General features: G+C 69.1%; 14 protein-coding genes and 2 pseudogenes. 11 read left to right on the forward strand and 5 right to left on the reverse strand.

The annotated features are described in order from the left end of the window. Positions 1–24: 24 nt before the first annotated feature. Positions 25–1,179 (forward strand): tRNA dihydrouridine synthase DusB, encoded by a 1,155-nt coding sequence (gene dusB, locus Aco04nite_RS20065; RefSeq protein ID WP_212998767.1) that lies wholly within the window; start codon positions 25–27, stop codon positions 1,177–1,179. 144 nt (positions 1,180–1,323) lie between these two features. On the opposite strand, the gene Aco04nite_RS20070 is transcribed toward dusB, so the two are convergent. From Aco04nite_RS20070 to Aco04nite_RS20085, 4 genes are all read right to left on the reverse strand, one after another. After that, positions 1,324–1,695 (reverse strand): hypothetical protein, encoded by a 372-nt coding sequence (locus Aco04nite_RS20070; RefSeq protein WP_203841347.1) that lies wholly within the window; start codon positions 1,693–1,695, stop codon positions 1,324–1,326. Between the two features lie 45 nt (positions 1,696–1,740). After that, positions 1,741–2,208 (reverse strand): roadblock/LC7 domain-containing protein, encoded by a 468-nt coding sequence (locus tag Aco04nite_RS49660; protein WP_212998768.1) that lies wholly within the window; start codon positions 2,206–2,208, stop codon positions 1,741–1,743. An 83-nt stretch (positions 2,209–2,291) separates the two neighbouring features. Next, entirely contained in the window at positions 2,292–3,383 is a 1,092-nt protein-coding gene (locus Aco04nite_RS20080) for a DUF4388 domain-containing protein (RefSeq protein ID WP_212998769.1), read from the reverse strand. A 36-nt stretch (positions 3,384–3,419) separates the two neighbouring features. Next, positions 3,420–3,797 carry a roadblock/LC7 domain-containing protein gene (locus tag Aco04nite_RS20085; protein WP_203841344.1) on the reverse strand — a complete coding sequence of 126 codons (378 nt, stop codon included), beginning with the start codon at positions 3,795–3,797 and terminating at the stop codon, positions 3,420–3,422. 220 nt (positions 3,798–4,017) lie between these two features. On the opposite strand from Aco04nite_RS20085, the gene Aco04nite_RS20090 reads away from it, so the two are divergent. Continuing rightward, entirely contained in the window at positions 4,018–4,374 is a 357-nt protein-coding gene (locus Aco04nite_RS20090; protein WP_212998770.1) for a VOC family protein, read from the forward strand. 68 nt (positions 4,375–4,442) lie between these two features. Here Aco04nite_RS20090 and Aco04nite_RS20095 read toward each other — a convergent pair whose 3' ends face one another. After that, positions 4,443–6,002, reverse strand: a complete 1,560-nt coding sequence (locus Aco04nite_RS20095) for a methyl-accepting chemotaxis protein (protein WP_244876136.1) — start codon at positions 6,000–6,002, stop codon at positions 4,443–4,445. A 45-nt stretch (positions 6,003–6,047) separates the two neighbouring features. On the opposite strand from Aco04nite_RS20095, the gene Aco04nite_RS20100 reads away from it, so the two are divergent. The 9 genes and pseudogenes from Aco04nite_RS20100 to Aco04nite_RS20140 all read left to right on the forward strand — a co-directional run bounded on the left by Aco04nite_RS20100 (position 6,048) and on the right by Aco04nite_RS20140 (position 14,283). Next, on the forward strand, positions 6,048–7,319 hold the full coding sequence (locus Aco04nite_RS20100; protein ID WP_212998771.1) for a deoxyguanosinetriphosphate triphosphohydrolase: 1,272 nt from the start codon (positions 6,048–6,050) through the stop codon (positions 7,317–7,319). Positions 7,320–7,338: 19 nt separating this feature from the next. Then, positions 7,339–7,524 (forward strand): annotated as a pseudogene (locus Aco04nite_RS49930) (CHC2 zinc finger domain-containing protein); the annotation flags it as partial. Between the two features lie 399 nt (positions 7,525–7,923). Further along, positions 7,924–8,232: pseudogene (locus Aco04nite_RS49935) on the forward strand (LAGLIDADG family homing endonuclease); the annotation flags it as partial. A gap of 18 nt (positions 8,233–8,250) precedes the next feature. Next, positions 8,251–10,116, forward strand: coding sequence for a DNA primase (dnaG, locus tag Aco04nite_RS48935; RefSeq protein ID WP_308161645.1), 1,866 nt, complete (start codon positions 8,251–8,253; stop codon positions 10,114–10,116). Next, positions 10,116–10,640: a hypothetical protein gene (locus tag Aco04nite_RS20120; RefSeq protein WP_212998772.1), complete on the forward strand. Its 525-nt coding sequence runs from the start codon at positions 10,116–10,118 to the stop codon at positions 10,638–10,640. The genes dnaG and Aco04nite_RS20120 overlap by 1 nt, the downstream gene beginning before the upstream one ends. Before the next feature lie 33 nt (positions 10,641–10,673). Further along, complete coding sequence (locus Aco04nite_RS20125; protein WP_212998773.1) at positions 10,674–11,594, forward strand: ABC transporter ATP-binding protein; 921 nt, start codon at positions 10,674–10,676, stop codon at positions 11,592–11,594. A 1-nt stretch (position 11,595) separates the two neighbouring features. Then, positions 11,596–12,345, forward strand: coding sequence for an ABC transporter permease (locus Aco04nite_RS20130; RefSeq protein ID WP_212998774.1), 750 nt, complete (start codon positions 11,596–11,598; stop codon positions 12,343–12,345). Positions 12,346–12,355: 10 nt separating this feature from the next. Then, the gene (locus tag Aco04nite_RS20135) at positions 12,356–13,165 is read left to right on the forward strand and encodes an ABC transporter permease (RefSeq protein ID WP_212998775.1); all 810 of its coding nucleotides are present in this window, start codon (positions 12,356–12,358) and stop codon (positions 13,163–13,165) included. Between the two features lie 668 nt (positions 13,166–13,833). Next, a complete protein-coding gene (locus Aco04nite_RS20140) occupies positions 13,834–14,283 on the forward strand; it encodes a hypothetical protein (protein WP_212998776.1) in 450 nt (149 codons plus the stop codon). The last annotated feature ends 102 nt before the right edge of the window (positions 14,284–14,385 follow it).

Consider the following 14,385-nt stretch of genomic DNA (forward strand, 5'->3'; position numbering starts at 1 on the left):
GACTGTGCCAGAGGGCGGTGTGCCATGCTCGATGATGTGACTCTCGCACTCTCCGCCAAGCCGCTGAAGCTCGGCACGCACGAGGCCTGGCCGCCGGTGGTGCTGGCGCCGATGGCCGGCATCACCAATGTCGCTTTCCGTTCGCTGTGCCGGGAACAGGGCGGCGGCGTCTACGTGTGCGAGATGATCACCACCCGGGCGCTGGTGGAGCGGATCCCGAAAACGCTCAAGATGATCGAGTTCGGGCCGGACGAGGACTTTCGCAGCCTGCAGCTGTACGGCGTCGACCCGGACGTGACCGCCGCCGCCGTACGCATGGTCGCCGACAACAACCTGGCTGATCACATCGACCTGAACTTCGGCTGCCCGGTGGCGAAGGTGACCCGCCGTGGCGGCGGCAGTGCGCTGCCCTGGCGGCGCAAGCTGTTCGGGCGGATCGTGAAGCAGGCCGTCGAGGCCGCCGCACCCTTCGGGATCCCGGTCACCATCAAGATGCGCAAGGGCATCGACGACGACCACCTGACGTACGTCGAAGCCGGCCTGATCGCCCAGGACGCCGGCGTCGCCGCGGTGGCCCTGCACGCCCGCACCGCCGAGCAGCGTTACTCCGGTGTCGCCGACTGGGATGCGATCGCCACCCTGAAGCAGGCCCTCGACGTCCCGGTCCTCGGCAACGGCGACATCTGGGAAGCCGCCGACGCGATGCGCATGGTCGAGCACACCGGCGTCGACGGCGTGGTCATCGGCCGTGGCTGCCTCGGCCGGCCCTGGCTGTTCAAGGACCTGCAGGCCGCCTATCTGGGAATCGAGTCGCAGGAGCTGCCCAACCTCGGCGAGGTCGCCGCGATCATGTCCCGCCACGCCCACCTGCTGGTCGACGCGCTCGGGGACGAACGCCACGGCTGCGCCGACTTCCGCAAGCACGTCGCCTGGTATCTCAAGGGCTTCCCGGTCGGCGGCGAACTGCGCCGCGCCCTGGCCATGGTGACGTCGCTGGCCCAGCTCGACGACCTGCTCGCCAAGCTCGAAGGCGACCTCCCCTTCCCCCGCGAATCCCTCGGCCAGCCCCGCGGCCGCATCAACGCCCCGGGCAAGGTCACCCTGCCGTACGGCTGGCTCGACAGCCGCGACGACGACACCGTCCCCGAGGGCGCCGAAATGGAGAACAGCGGCGGCTGACCCGAGCCGGGTGCGGTTCGGGCGGCTGCGTCGCGTTTCGGATAGCGGGGCCTGATGGTCTTTGTGCGCCATTAAAATATGGGCATGTCTGGAGCGCCGGGGCAGGGGGAGCGCAGGCTGTTCCCGCTGCCCCGGCGGCGCCGGTCAGACGTCGATGTCGTTCTCGATGCGCTTGAGGTGGTGGCGGGACATGGCCAGGTTGGAGCGGTCGCGGCGCAGGGCGACGTAGAGGAAGAGGCCCTTGCCCGAGCGGCTTGTCAGGGGCCTGATCAGGTGATACTGGGTGTCGAGGGTGATCAGGATGTCTTCGATCTTCTCGGTGATGTTGAGCATCTCCATGGCGCGGAGCTTGGCGCGGACGACGTCCGTGTTGCCGGCTGCCGCGACGGTCAGGTCGAGTTCCTTGCCTCCGCCGGCGGTGCCGAGGGCCATGCCGCTGGTGTGGTCCACGAGGGCGACGCCGATGGCGCCGTCGATGTCCATGATTTCCTTGAGTGCGGTTTCCATTTCAGCCATGGGACTTCCTCCGTAGGTGGGTTCAGCTGGTGGGAGTGGGCGGCCTCAACGGCCTCGGATGGTGCTTTGCAGGGTGGCCATGGGGGTGCGCCGGGCCAGGGGTGCGGCCTGCGACGGGATGTCCGGGCGGGCCGGGGCGGGGGCCTGCAGGACCAGGACCTTCACCAACCGGCGTACGGCACGGCGGGCTTCCAGGTGGACCATGGCCAGGTTGGCGTTGCGGGTCGTGACGAGGGTGAGCAGGGCGTTCGGGCCCGCGGTGTACGACGTGATGTATCCGCCGTCGCATTCGACGACCGATTCGCGCAGGTCGCCGTGGTTGACCGCGTGGGCGAAACGCCGGGCGAGGGCGAGGTGCGCGGCGGCGAGGGCGGCGAGGCTGTCGGGTTCGATGCCGTGGGCGTCGTGTGCGACCACCATGCCGTCGGCGGTGGCGAGGACACTGCCGGAGAGCTCGGGCAGCCTCGTGCGGAGGTTGCCGAGTTCCTTCAGTACCGCCGGGTCCACCGTCATCCTCGGGGACTCCTTCCTGATGGGGATCACGCCCGCGGGCCGGGCGGTAGGGACCGGGCGGCACGAGCGGGGAGGGGCGCGGGTCACCGGAGGGCCCGCAGCGCCGTGCGAATGCGTTTGAGCAGCACCTCGTCGGTGCCGGAGTGGGGCTGCGGTGGCTCGGCGGCGATCTCCTTCGGGAGTTTCGCGCCCGGCTTGCGCCGATCGAGCCGGGGACGCTCCGCCGGTGGATCGCCCGATGTGGACACTGCCGGCGCTGAGACAGCCGGCGCCGAAACAGCGGAGGTCGAAACAGCAGAGGCCGGAGCAGCCGTGGCGAGTGCTGCGGCCGGGGCTGGGGTCGCTCTCGTGCGGGTGGTGTCGCCGTCGAGGGGGACGTCGATGGACAGGTCGATGGAGACGCCGGCCGCGGGGGATTCCGGGGCGGCGTGCCGGTGGGCCGGGGCGGATGCGCCTCGCATGCGTGGCAGGCGTACAAAATCGGGATTGTCGGTGGCACGGGCCCTGGGTTGCTCGATCAGGCCGAGTGCCGCGAGCCGGCGCAGCTCCTGAATGGTCGCGAAACCGGCGCGGCCGAGCAGTTGCGCCAGGTCGGCCGGGGTGCGCTGGCCGTCGGCGTGCACCAGCAGCTCCCATTGCGCGGCGGTCAGCGTGATCCGTTCGCGCGGCGGTCGGGGGACCGGGATGACCGCCGCGGTGTCGATCCGGGGGTTGGCGATGATCTCGTTGAGCAGGCGGGTGCGGCGCCCCGACTCCCGGTTGAGGGCTGCCGCGTCGATGCTGACCACGTCGCCGAGCCAGTGGCGTACGCCCTCGTGGAAGGCCGCCGTGCCCGCGGCGAGAGCGAAATACGCGGCGTCGTAGGTGGCACCCAGCACGCACAGTTCGAGTTCGCCCTGGGTGAGATGGCCCTGGTCCAGCAGCAGCCGGCCGACCGTGGCCCGGGCGCTGCCCGCGTCCAGCGCGGCCTGCCAGGTCCGGGCCGCCAGCCGGCCGGACGCGGTGAGTAGTTCGCCGACGCCCGGGGCGGCCGCCGACTCGGCGTAGGTCACCTGACCCTCGGCCAGATAGACGGTGCCGCCCGGTGTACCACCGACCACCAGGGCACCGGTCCGCCGTTCGCCGGCGACCCGCGTGAGCAGGCCGGCGGGGCCGGGGGACTTCGCGGGCGTCACCTTTGAGCTCCTTTTCCGTGTGGCGGGCTTCAGGGATCAGACGACGAGCTGCTCGGCGAGCGTCTGCATGCGCCGACGGGCCACCGCGAGGTTGCCGCGGAGCCGGTCCAGCCACACATAGAGCACCAGCCGGCTGTCGAAGTCGGTCGGGACGAGCCGCAGCAGGTGGTATCCCCCCGCGGTCGTGATGATCAGGTCCTCGAGCAGGTCGTGCGGTACGGCCGAGACGAACAGCGACCGGCTCTGCGCCGCCTGTACGACGTCCGCGGTCCCGGCGGCCGCGGCCTCGTGGTCCTCGTTGGGTGCGGCTCCGGTCATGGCGACCGGGAAGCCGGTGGTGTAGTCGACGATGCTGGCGCCGATCGCGCCGGGGATCGCCATGGCCTCCTGCAAACACTTCTTGACCCCGGGCACGTCACTCCTCAGCCGAGGTTGCCTCCGTCACAATGGGCCATCCTGCGGCCACGCAGAGATCGAGAGTCGCACCCGCTGTGCGTCAAATATTTCGCTTCCCGGCAGGCCGGAACCTTATGGGGCGTCGCACGATCCGTGCGTTGTTTCCCTGGTGGTGCGACCGTGGGTTGCGCGTAACATGATCGCCACTTTCGATGGCGTCTCAGGGGAGGTTCGCGCTATGCCGAGTAGCTGGGAACAGGTCGTCGTCGACGCGGAGGATCCCGCCAGGCTGGCTCGCTGGTGGGCGGAGGCGCTCGGGTTCGTGATCGTGCACGAGGAGCCCGGCGAGGTGGAGATCCGGCGCACCCCGGACACGCTGCCCGGCCTGCTGTTCGTCCCCGTTCCCGACGCCAAGACGGTCAAGAACAGGCTGCACCTCGACCTGCGCCCGGACGATCAGGAAGCGGAGGTCGAGCGGCTCGTCGACATGGGTGCGCGACCGGTCGATATCGGTCAGCACGATGTCGGCTGGGTGGTCCTCGCCGACCCGGAGGGCAACGAGTTCTGCGTCCTGCGGGCCAGGGTCAGACCGTAAAGGCCGGGGTCAGACCGTAAGGCCGGGGTCAGACCGTAAGGCCGGGGTCAGACCGTAGGAGGCCGGGGTCAGACCGTGAACTGCCCGATCAGGCGCTGAATGTCGGAGGCGGCGGCGCTGACCTGCCCGGCCGACTGCCGGGTCGTGTTCGCGCCCTCCGCTGTCGCCCCGCTCGACGCCGTGATCCCTGTGACCGTGCCGCTGATCTCGTTCGCCGCGGCGGAGATGTCGCTGACGTCACGGGCCATCAGCTCGGTCGTGGCCGACTGCTGCTCGACGGCGGCGGCGATGGTCCGCTGGCCGTCGTCGATCGACGTGATGACCACGGCGATCTCGTCGATCGCTCCGGCCGTACGCCCGGTCATGTCCTGAATGGCAGTGATCTTGGCAGTGATGTCCTCGGTCGCCTTCGCGGTCTCCTGCGCCAGCTCCTTGACCTCCGTCGCCACGACCGCGAAGCCCTTGCCCAGCTCGCCGGCGCGGGCAGCCTCGATCGTCGCGTTCAGGGCCAGCAGGTTCGTCTGCTCGGCGATGCCGGTGATCAGCCGCACGATGTCGCCGATCTCCCGGCTCGCCTCGCTCAGCGTGGCCACCAGCGCCGCCGTCTGCGTGGCGTTCTGGCTCGCCTGGTTCGTCGTCACCGCGGCGTCCGACGTCTGTCGGGCGATCTCCCGGATCGACGCCGACAACTCCTCCGTCGCGGTCGACATCCCGGTCACGGAGTCCGACACCTGCCGGGCCGCGCCGTCCGCCGTCCGGGCCTGCGACGACGTCTGCTCGGCCGACGTGTCCAGCCGCCCTGCCAGTTCCTGCAGGTCACCACTGGCGGCGGTGAGGGTGCTGACGCTGCCCGCGGTCGCGGCCACCGTCGTGCGGATCGCGCCCAGCGCCTCGTTCAGCGCCTCGGCCATCTCGCCCAGTTCGTCCTTGTTGACCACTTCGGCGCGTACGGTCAGATCCTTGCGGGCCGCCGCACGCAGTGACGTCAGCATCTGGGCCAGCGGCCGCCGGACCGCACGCAGCGTGAGCCATGCCGCACCGGCCGTCAGTGCAGCGCCCAGCAAGCCGGCGATCAGAATCAGCCACGTGCTCGTGTCACCCGCGGCACTGCCCCGCCCGTTGGCGGCACTCACCGCATCGAGCATCGACTCGTCGATCGCGCCGAGCGTCTCCTCCAGCGCGTTGAACTTCACCAGGAAACCGGGCAGCTGCGCCACGGCCGCCGCATGATCGCTCTCGGCGAGTGCCACCAGGGCTTTCGCAGCCTCACCGTACGCGACCACGTCCGGCCGCACCTGCGCATAGCGCCCGGTCAGCGACGCGGGAGCCTCCTTGGCCGCCAGGTCGTAGTTCTCGACCAGCGTCGTGACATTCTCGGAAACCCCGTCGACGCCGTACGCCTTGCGCTGCTCGGCGGTCGTCGCGAACATCGCGGACATCACATCGGCGCGCAGGCCGTCGTGCATCATGTCGGCATTCCACTGATGGCTCATACCGTCACTGATGACCGCAATATCATCGGTAGCGGCATCCTGCCGAGAAGTTCCCACCGCGGCAACGGCGCCGACCAGGGCGACCGAAGCCACCCCGATCGCTGCCATGGCGACCAGCCGAGTCCCGATTTTCACAACAATGTCATCGGCATCACATCCCCGGACCTTAAGGTTTGATCCATGTCGCGGTCCTCGGAACAATTCGCCGCGTCGCAGTCCTCGGAGCGTTTCGTCGCGTCCCGGTCCTCGGAACGTTTCGCCGCTGAGCCGGCCAAGGACAGCGGGTACGGGCGTACCCAGTTCGAACGCGACCGGGCCCGGGTGCTTCACTCCGCCGGGTTCCGACGCCTGGCGACCAAGACCCAGGTGCACACGGCCGGCGTCGACGACTTCCTGCGTACGCGGCTGACGCACTCACTCGAAGTCGCCCAGATCTCCCGCGAGATGGGCTCCCGGCTCGGCTGCGACCCGGACGTCGTCGACGTCGCCGGCCTGGCCCACGACATCGGCCACCCGCCGTTCGGCCACAACGGGGAAGCCGCGCTCGACCTCGTCGCCGAACCCTGCGGCGGCTTCGAGGGCAACGCCCAGACCCTGCGCGTACTCACCCGCCTCGAGGCCAAGGTCGACGGCGCCGGTCTCAACCTCACCCGCGCCTCACTCGACGCGGCCTGCAAATATCCCTGGCTCCGCCGCCCCGGCGAGCGGAAATTCGGGGTCTATCAGGATGACCTCAAAATCTTCGACTGGGTACGCGAAACCGCGCCGCCCGGCGACCGGAAATGCCTCGAGGCGCAGGTCATGGATTGGGCCGACGACGTCGCCTACTCCGTGCACGACGTCGAGGACGGCATCCACGGCGGCTACCTCTCCCTGCAGCCGCTGATCCGCGACGCCGACGAGCGGGCAGCGCTCTGCGCCGACGTCGCCGCGACCTACTCCACCGAATCCGCCGCCGACCTCGGCGAGGCCCTCGACCTTCTCCTCGCCGACGAACTCGTCCTCGCCGTCGGCGACTACGACAGCTCCTACCGCGCCCAGATCGCCCTCAAACGGATGACAAGCACCCTCACCGGCCGCTTCGTCGCCTCCGCCGTCGGCGCCACCAGCAGCCGCCACGACCAGCAACCGGTCCGCCGCTACGACGCCGACCTCATCGTCCCCCGCACCGCCCGCAACCAGTGCGCGCTGCTCAAGGGAATGGCCCTGCGCTATGTGATGCGAGCCCGCGCGGCCGAACAGTGGTACGACCAGCAGCGCGAGATCCTCACCACTCTGGTGGCGGAACTCTGCCGCCGAGCCCCGGACCATCTCGACCCCATGTTCGCCGCCATGTGGCACGAGGCCTCGGACGACGTCGCCCGCCTGCGCGTGATCGTGGACCAGGTCGCCTGCCTCACCGACCCCGCCGCCGTCGCCTGGCACCGGACCCTCGTGGCAGCGGGCGGCTGAGGCGAGGCAGTATGTAGCCGTGGCGGGCAGGGTCAAGGACGAGGACATCGCGCTGGTCCGCGACCGGACCTCGATCGCGGACATCATCAGCGAGACCGTAACGCTGCGCTCAGCAGGCGGCGGCAACCTCAAGGGCCTCTGCCCCTTCCACGACGAGAAGACCCCGTCGTTCACCGTCTCTCCTGCCCGAAATGTCTATTTCTGTCTCGCGGGCGAGACCCGGGTCCTCACCGACCAGGGCGTCCGGCCGATCCGCGAACTCGCAGGTGGGCGCCACCGCGTCATCACCACGCACGGGCGATTCGTCGAGGCGCCGTTCCTCTCCTTCGGTGACCAGCCGGTCGTGCATCTCAAGCTGAGCCGCAACGGCCAGAAGAAGACCATCCGGACCACGACCAACCATCGCTGGTTCATCCGCAGCCGCAGCAGGGGCGCGGAGAAGCGACTCGAACGCACCACGGCGGAGCTCAAGAAGGGCGACCGCCTCGCCCACGTCTTCCCCCGAGCCCTGTCCACCCGCGACGGCGGCCACAAACTGTCCCCCTTCGGCGTTGCCCGGGGTCTCGTGTTCGGCGGCGGAACGGCGCTGAACGGCGGCGGCGTCATGCCGCTCGGTGAGGACAGGGTCCAGGACCTGCTGAAATGGTTCCCGCTGAACGACACGTTCGTCGCAGAGGGCCGCATCACGGTTACCGACCTGCCGGCCTACTTTGTCAGTGACCTGCCACCGCTCACCGAGTCACACGCGTATCTGCACGGCTGGCTCGCGGGCTACTTCGGAGCCGATGGTGACGTCGCCGAGGACGGTGTCGTCTCGCTGACGTCGACCCTCCGCAAAAACCTTGAGCATGTCCGTGACCTGTGCACAAGTATCGGCATTGGTACGTACGAAATCATCCGCTCAAATGGTCTTGGTCATGTCCTGACGCTCATGGGCGAGGACATTCCGGAAGAATTCTTCCTTATCCAGGCTCATCGCGATCGTTTTGTGGCCGGGCGTAAGAAGTTCGAGCGCCGGGGCTGGGTGGTCGAGGGGATCGAGGATCACGGCGAGGTCGAAGAGGTCTTCTGCCCGGTCGTCGACGGCACCCACGCTTTTGTGCTCGAGGACAACATCCTCACCGGCAACTGCCACGGCTGTGGGGCGGGCGGGGATGCGATCAAGTTCCTCATGGATGCTGAGCATCTGACGTTTGTGGAGTCGCTGGAGCGGCTGGCTTCGAAGTCCGGGATTCAGCTTCGGTACGACAGCTTCGGCGACAACCGCGAGGGTGGGCAGCCGCGGCCGCAGGCGGGGCAGAAGCAGCGGCTCATTTCCGCGCATGCTGCTGCCGCGGAGTTCTACCAGGATCAGCTCGGTAAGGCGGGGGCGCGGAAGGCTCGTGAGTTCCTTGCTCAGCGTGGGTTCGGGCGGGACGCTGCGGAGAAGTACGGGTGCGGGTTCGCGCCTGAGGGCTGGGATCTGCTCGCCAAGCATCTGCGGCAGAAGGGGTTCACGCACGAGGAGCTGACCGCGGGTGGGCTTGCCAAGCCGGCTCGGTCCGGGTCGCTGATCGACCGGTTCCGGCGGCGGCTGATGTGGCCGATCCGGGATCTGAGCGGGGATGTCATCGGGTTCGGGGCGCGAAAGCTCTTCGATGACGATGACGGGCCGAAATATCTGAACACGCCCGAGTCGCCGCTCTACAAGAAGTCTCACGTGTTGTACGGCATCGACCTCGCGAAGCGGGAGATGGCCAAGCGGGGGCGGGCGGTCATCGTCGAGGGGTACACCGATGTGATGGCGTGTCATGAGGCGGGCGAGCCGACAGCGGTGGCGACGTGCGGGACGTCGTTCGGGGTGGATCACATCGGGGTGCTGCGGCGGCTGCTGATGGACAGCGACAGCTTCACCGGGGAGATCATCTACACGTTCGACGGGGATGCGGCGGGGCAGAAGGCGGCGTTGCGGGCGTTCGAGGAGGATCAGCGCTTTGTCGGGCGTACCTTCATCGCGGTCAGCCCGGACAACATGGACCCGTGCGAGCTGCGGCTGGCCAAGGGCGATCTTGCCGTGCGCGACATGATCGCCGGGCGGGAGCCGCTGGTGGACTTCGCGCTGCGGCAGACGCTGGGCCGTTTCGATCTCGACACGGTCGAGGGGCGGGTCGACGCGATGCGTAAGGCCGCGCCGCTGGTCGCCAAGATCAAGGACCGGGAGAAGCGTCCGGAGTACGCCCGCAAGCTCGCCGGTGACCTCGGCATGGACCTGGACCCGGTGCAACGCGCGGTGGCCCAGGCGATGACGCCCGACGCTCCCGTGGCCGCCCAGCGGCGGGCGCCGGACAGCCCGCAGCGGCAGGTCGAGCGGGAGACGTTGAAGCTGGCCCTGCAGTTCCCGGTGCTGGCCGGGCCGATGTACGACACGACCGAGCCCGAGTCGTACGGTGACCCGGTGTTGCGCAGTATCCGCCTGGCGATCGCCGCAGCCGGTGGGACTGCCGCCGCGACCGGTGGTGTGGTCTGGATCGAGGCGGTCCGGGACGCCTGTGACGATCTCGGTGGCAAGGCGCTGATCAACGAGCTGGCGGTCGAGCCGATGCGCATCGACGGCGAGGCCGACCTGCGGTATGTGCAGATCACGCTGGCCCGGCTGCAGGTCGGGTCGGTTACCACCCGGATCAAGGATCTGAAGTCCAAGGTGCAGCGGCTCAACCCGGTCGCGCACAAGGACGAGTATCTTGCTCTTGCCGGTGAACTCTTCTCCCTCGAGCAGCACGCCCGTGCGCTGCGCGACCAGGCAGCAGGTGCCCTGTGATGAAACTATTCCGCCGCCGTCCGAAGCTGCCCGCCGACAGGACGCCGGCGTTGGAGCCCGATGAGCGCGTTCTGTGCTGGGCTCCGGCGCCCGACGACGCCGTGCTGGTCGCGACGAATCGTGGTCTCTGGCTGCCCGGCGGCACCCGGCTCGGCTGGCACGAGATCCACAAGGCGGCGTGGTCCGGCAGGGAGCTGCTGGTCACCCCGGCGGAGATCGCCCAGCAACGCAATGGGTACGCCGTGCTGGTCGACGCTCCCGTGATCGGGTTCCTCCTGCTCGAGCCGGGGGAGTTGCCGGACCAGGTGCGGGCGCGGGTCACGCGCTCCGTCGCGTACACCTCGCATCATCCTCTTCCTCCCGAGGGCGGCGTGCGCGTTGTCGGGCGGCGGGTGAGTGGTGTCGACGGTCTGACCTGGTCGGTGCGGTACGACGCGAGGACCGCGGTCGACGCCGACCCCATCGTGGAGGTCACCGACGAGCTGGTGGCCTCGGCGCAGGAAGCGACGACCGTTATTCCTTAGTTTTTGTCGGACCCCCTGGCTAGGGTCTGGCTCGTGACTCTCATTCACGCCCGAGGGCTGGTCAAACGCTTCGAGGGCTTCACCGCGGTCGACGGCATCGACGTCGACGTGCAGCCCGGTGAGGCGTTCGGTTTCCTCGGTCCCAACGGTGCCGGCAAGAGCTCCACGATGCGCATGATCGGGTGTGTCTCGCCGCCGACCGGTGGGGAGTTGCGCATCCTGGGCATGGATCCGGTGCGGGAGGGTCCGAAGATCCGGGCCCGGCTCGGGGTCTGCCCGCAGCTCGACAACCTCGACCTGGAGCTGACGGTCCGGGAAAATCTGACGACCTACGCGCGGTTCTTCGGGATCCCGCGCAAGGTCGCCCGGGCCCGCGCCGACGAGCTGCTCGACTTCGTGCAGCTCACCGAGCGGGCCGACAGCAAGGTCGAGCCGCTGTCCGGCGGCATGAAACGGCGGCTGACGATCGCCCGCGCGCTGGTCAACGAGCCCGAGATCGTGCTGCTCGACGAGCCCACCACGGGCCTCGACCCGCAGGCCCGTCACCTGGTCTGGGAGCGGTTGTTCCGGCTCAAGCAGCAGGGCGTGACCCTCGTGCTGACCACGCATTACATGGATGAGGCCGAGCAGCTCTGCGACCGGCTCGTGGTGATGGACGCCGGGAAGATCGTCGCGGAGGGTTCACCGCGCGCGCTGATCGACCGCTATTCGACCCGCGAGGTGGTGGAGCTGCGCTTCGCGGCCGAGTCGCAGGAGCCCTTCGCCAGCAAGCTCGACGGCATCGGCGAGCGGGTCGAGGTGCTTCCCGACCGCATCCTGCTCTACGTCGAGCACGGCGACGAGGCGGTGGCCGAGGTGCAGGGCCGCGCACTCAGCCCGGCGGGCGTGCTGGTGCGCCGCAGCAGCCTCGAGGACGTCTTCCTGACCCTCACCGGCCGGACGCTGGTGGACTGAGATGTTCTACGTCCTCGAGTATTACCTGATCAACTATCGCCGGGTGTGGCGCGGCAGCGTGCTGTCGTCGTTCATCCTGCCCCTGCTCACGATGCTCGGCTTCGGCGTTGGCGTCGGCGCCTATGTCACCGGCGGTGTCGAGGGTGTGCCCTATCTGGACTGGATGGTTCCCGGGCTGATCGCGTCGACGGCCCTGCAGGTCGCGGTCGGCGAGTCCACCTGGCCGGTCATGGGCGCGTTCTCGTGGGACCGTCTCTACTTCGCACAGGCCGCGGCACCGCTACGGATCACCGACATCCTCGACGGTCACCTGATCTTCGTGGTGCTGCGCACGCTGCTCAGCTCGGCGGCGTTCCTGGCGATCGCCGCGGCCTTCGGCACCCTGCACTCGTGGTGGGCGCTGCTGACCCTGCCGATCGCGGCGCTGGTCGGCCTCGCCGTGGCCACCCCGACGTTCGCCTACTCGGCGACCATCACCGTCGACAGCTACCTGTCGATCCTCTACCGGTTCGGCGTCATCCCGATGTCGTTGTTCTCGGGCGTCTTCTTCCCCGTGGAGTCGCTGCCGCTGGTGTTCAAATGGGTCGCGTACGCGTTCCCGCTCTGGCACGCCGTCGACCTCAGCCGCGCCGCGACCCTCGGCATCGCCCCGGCCTGGTCAACCGCCGGGCACCTGCTCTATCTGGCGTTGTGGGTGGCCGCGGGCTGGCTCCTGGCACTGCGCCAATTCCGCCGCCGGCTCGTGCTGTGAGGAATCCCTGATGGTCACCCTGGTCCTGCCCCGCCTCATCTCCTACGAGGGCGCTGCCCGCCGCTCCGGCTACGTCGTCGAACGCAACGCGGCAACCCTCAGCCGCTCCTACTGGCTCGTGATGATCTCCGGCTTCCTGGAGCCCGTCCTCTACCTCTTCTCCATCGGCCTCGGCGTCGGCTCCCTCGTCGGCGACCTCACCCTCCCCGACGGCCGCGTCATCGAATACGCCGCCTTCGTAGCCCCGGCCATGCTCGCCTCGTCCTCGATGACCGGCGCCCTGTCCGAGACCACCTTCAATTTCTTCGGCAAAATGAAGTTCCGAAAGCTCTACGACGGCATGCTCGCCACCCCTGTCCGCCCCATCGAGATCGCCCTCGGCGAGCTCGCCTGGGCCATGGCCCGAGGCAACATCTACGCCGCGGCCTTCCTGGTCATCATGGTCGCGATGGACCTGACCACCCCCGCCCGCGCGGTCCTCGCCTTCTTCGCCGCCATCCTCGTCGGCTTCGCCTTCGGCGGCCTCGGCATGGCCCTCTCCACCTACATGAAAAGCTGGCAGGACTTCGACATCGTCGTCTCCGTCCAATTCACCCTCTTCCTCTTCTCCGGCACCTTCGTCCCCGCCACGTCCTACCCCGCGGCGCTGCGCTGGCTGGTCGAGGCCACCCCCCTCTACCGCGCCGTCGACCTCATCCGCGCCCTGACCACCGGCAGCGCAGGCTGGTTCCAGCTCCTCGACATCGCCTACTTGCTGGCCGCCCTCGCCCTCGGCCTGACCATCGCCGGCCGCCGCATGGGCAAACTCCTCCTCAAGTAGCCCCACCCACAGGCCGGCCGCGCAGCCTTTCCCGACGTGCGGCGCCGGCTCGCGGCACTGGCTCTTGGCCTGTGTTGTGCGGCGCCGGTTCCGGCTTGCGGCACTCCGGCCTGCGGCACTCCGGCTTGCGGCACTCCGGCCTGCGGCACTCCGGCCTGCGGCACTCCGGCCTGCGGCACTCCGGCCTGCGGCACTCCGGCCTGCGGCACTCCGGCCTGCGGCACTCCGGCCTGCGGCACTCCGGCCTGCGGCTTGCGGTCTGCGGCCCGCGGCTTGCGGTCTCCGGCGCCGGCTTGCGGCCTGGGGTACCGACCAGCGACTTGCGGTACCGACCAGCGGCCTGGGTAGGCGGTGCCAGCTCGTGGTGTGCGGCGTCAGCTTGTGGTGTGCGGCGTCAGTTTCCGGTTTGCGGTTCTGGCCCGCGGCGCTGGCTCTCGGCCTGTGGAGTGCGCGGTCAGTTTCCGTTTTGCGGTTCTGGCCCGCGGCACTGGCTCCCGGCCTGTGGTGTGCGGTGCCGGTTGTCGGTTTGCGGCACCGGTCTGCGGGGCCGGCTTCCGATCTTCGGCGTGCTGCGTCAGCTCCCGGTGTGCGGCCTGTGGCACGCGGCGGCGGGTTTCGGCCCGTGACGGGCGGCTGTCGGCAAGGGGTGCCTACGCGATGATCGAGGTATGTGGATCCGCGAGACCGAGGCGTTTCTGATGTCGATGCTTGGTGACGCCGGCGTGGATCCGAGCAGGGTGACTGCGGCTGAGGTTCGGGCGACTGTCGAAGTGTTCCGGGCGTTTGCCGTGCTGCCGGTTGAGGGGGCGGCGTTGTCCGAGGAGGACGGTGATGGTGTTCTGGCTCAGTGCGGGAGGGACGAGCGGGGGTTCTCGGCCGACCTGACGCGGCAGTTCATCGAGGCTGGGGGTGGGGACTTCCGGACATGGCAGCTGAGCTGTAGTTTCCGCTGGGGTGCCGGGGCGGGCGCCGAGATGGTGGCGCCGGGTCATCTCTGGTCGTTCGGGAGGGACTTCGGCGAATTCTTCGCAGACGCCATGGCCCTTCCCGGGTGGGCCTGGGCGCTCGAGGGCCGGGAAACACCCCGGGAACTCACGATTGCGCTCACCGAGGTCTGAGCGCGGGGGTCTGAGCGCAGGGTCTGAGAATCAAGCCTGTGCGCATGGGCTGAGCCCAAGGCTTGTGCGCATGGGTGAGGCCCAGGGCTTGTGCGCGGGGGC

It is taken from the genome of Winogradskya consettensis, assembly GCF_018332715.1.
GTDB lineage: Bacteria > Actinomycetota > Actinomycetes > Mycobacteriales > Micromonosporaceae > Actinoplanes > Actinoplanes consettensis.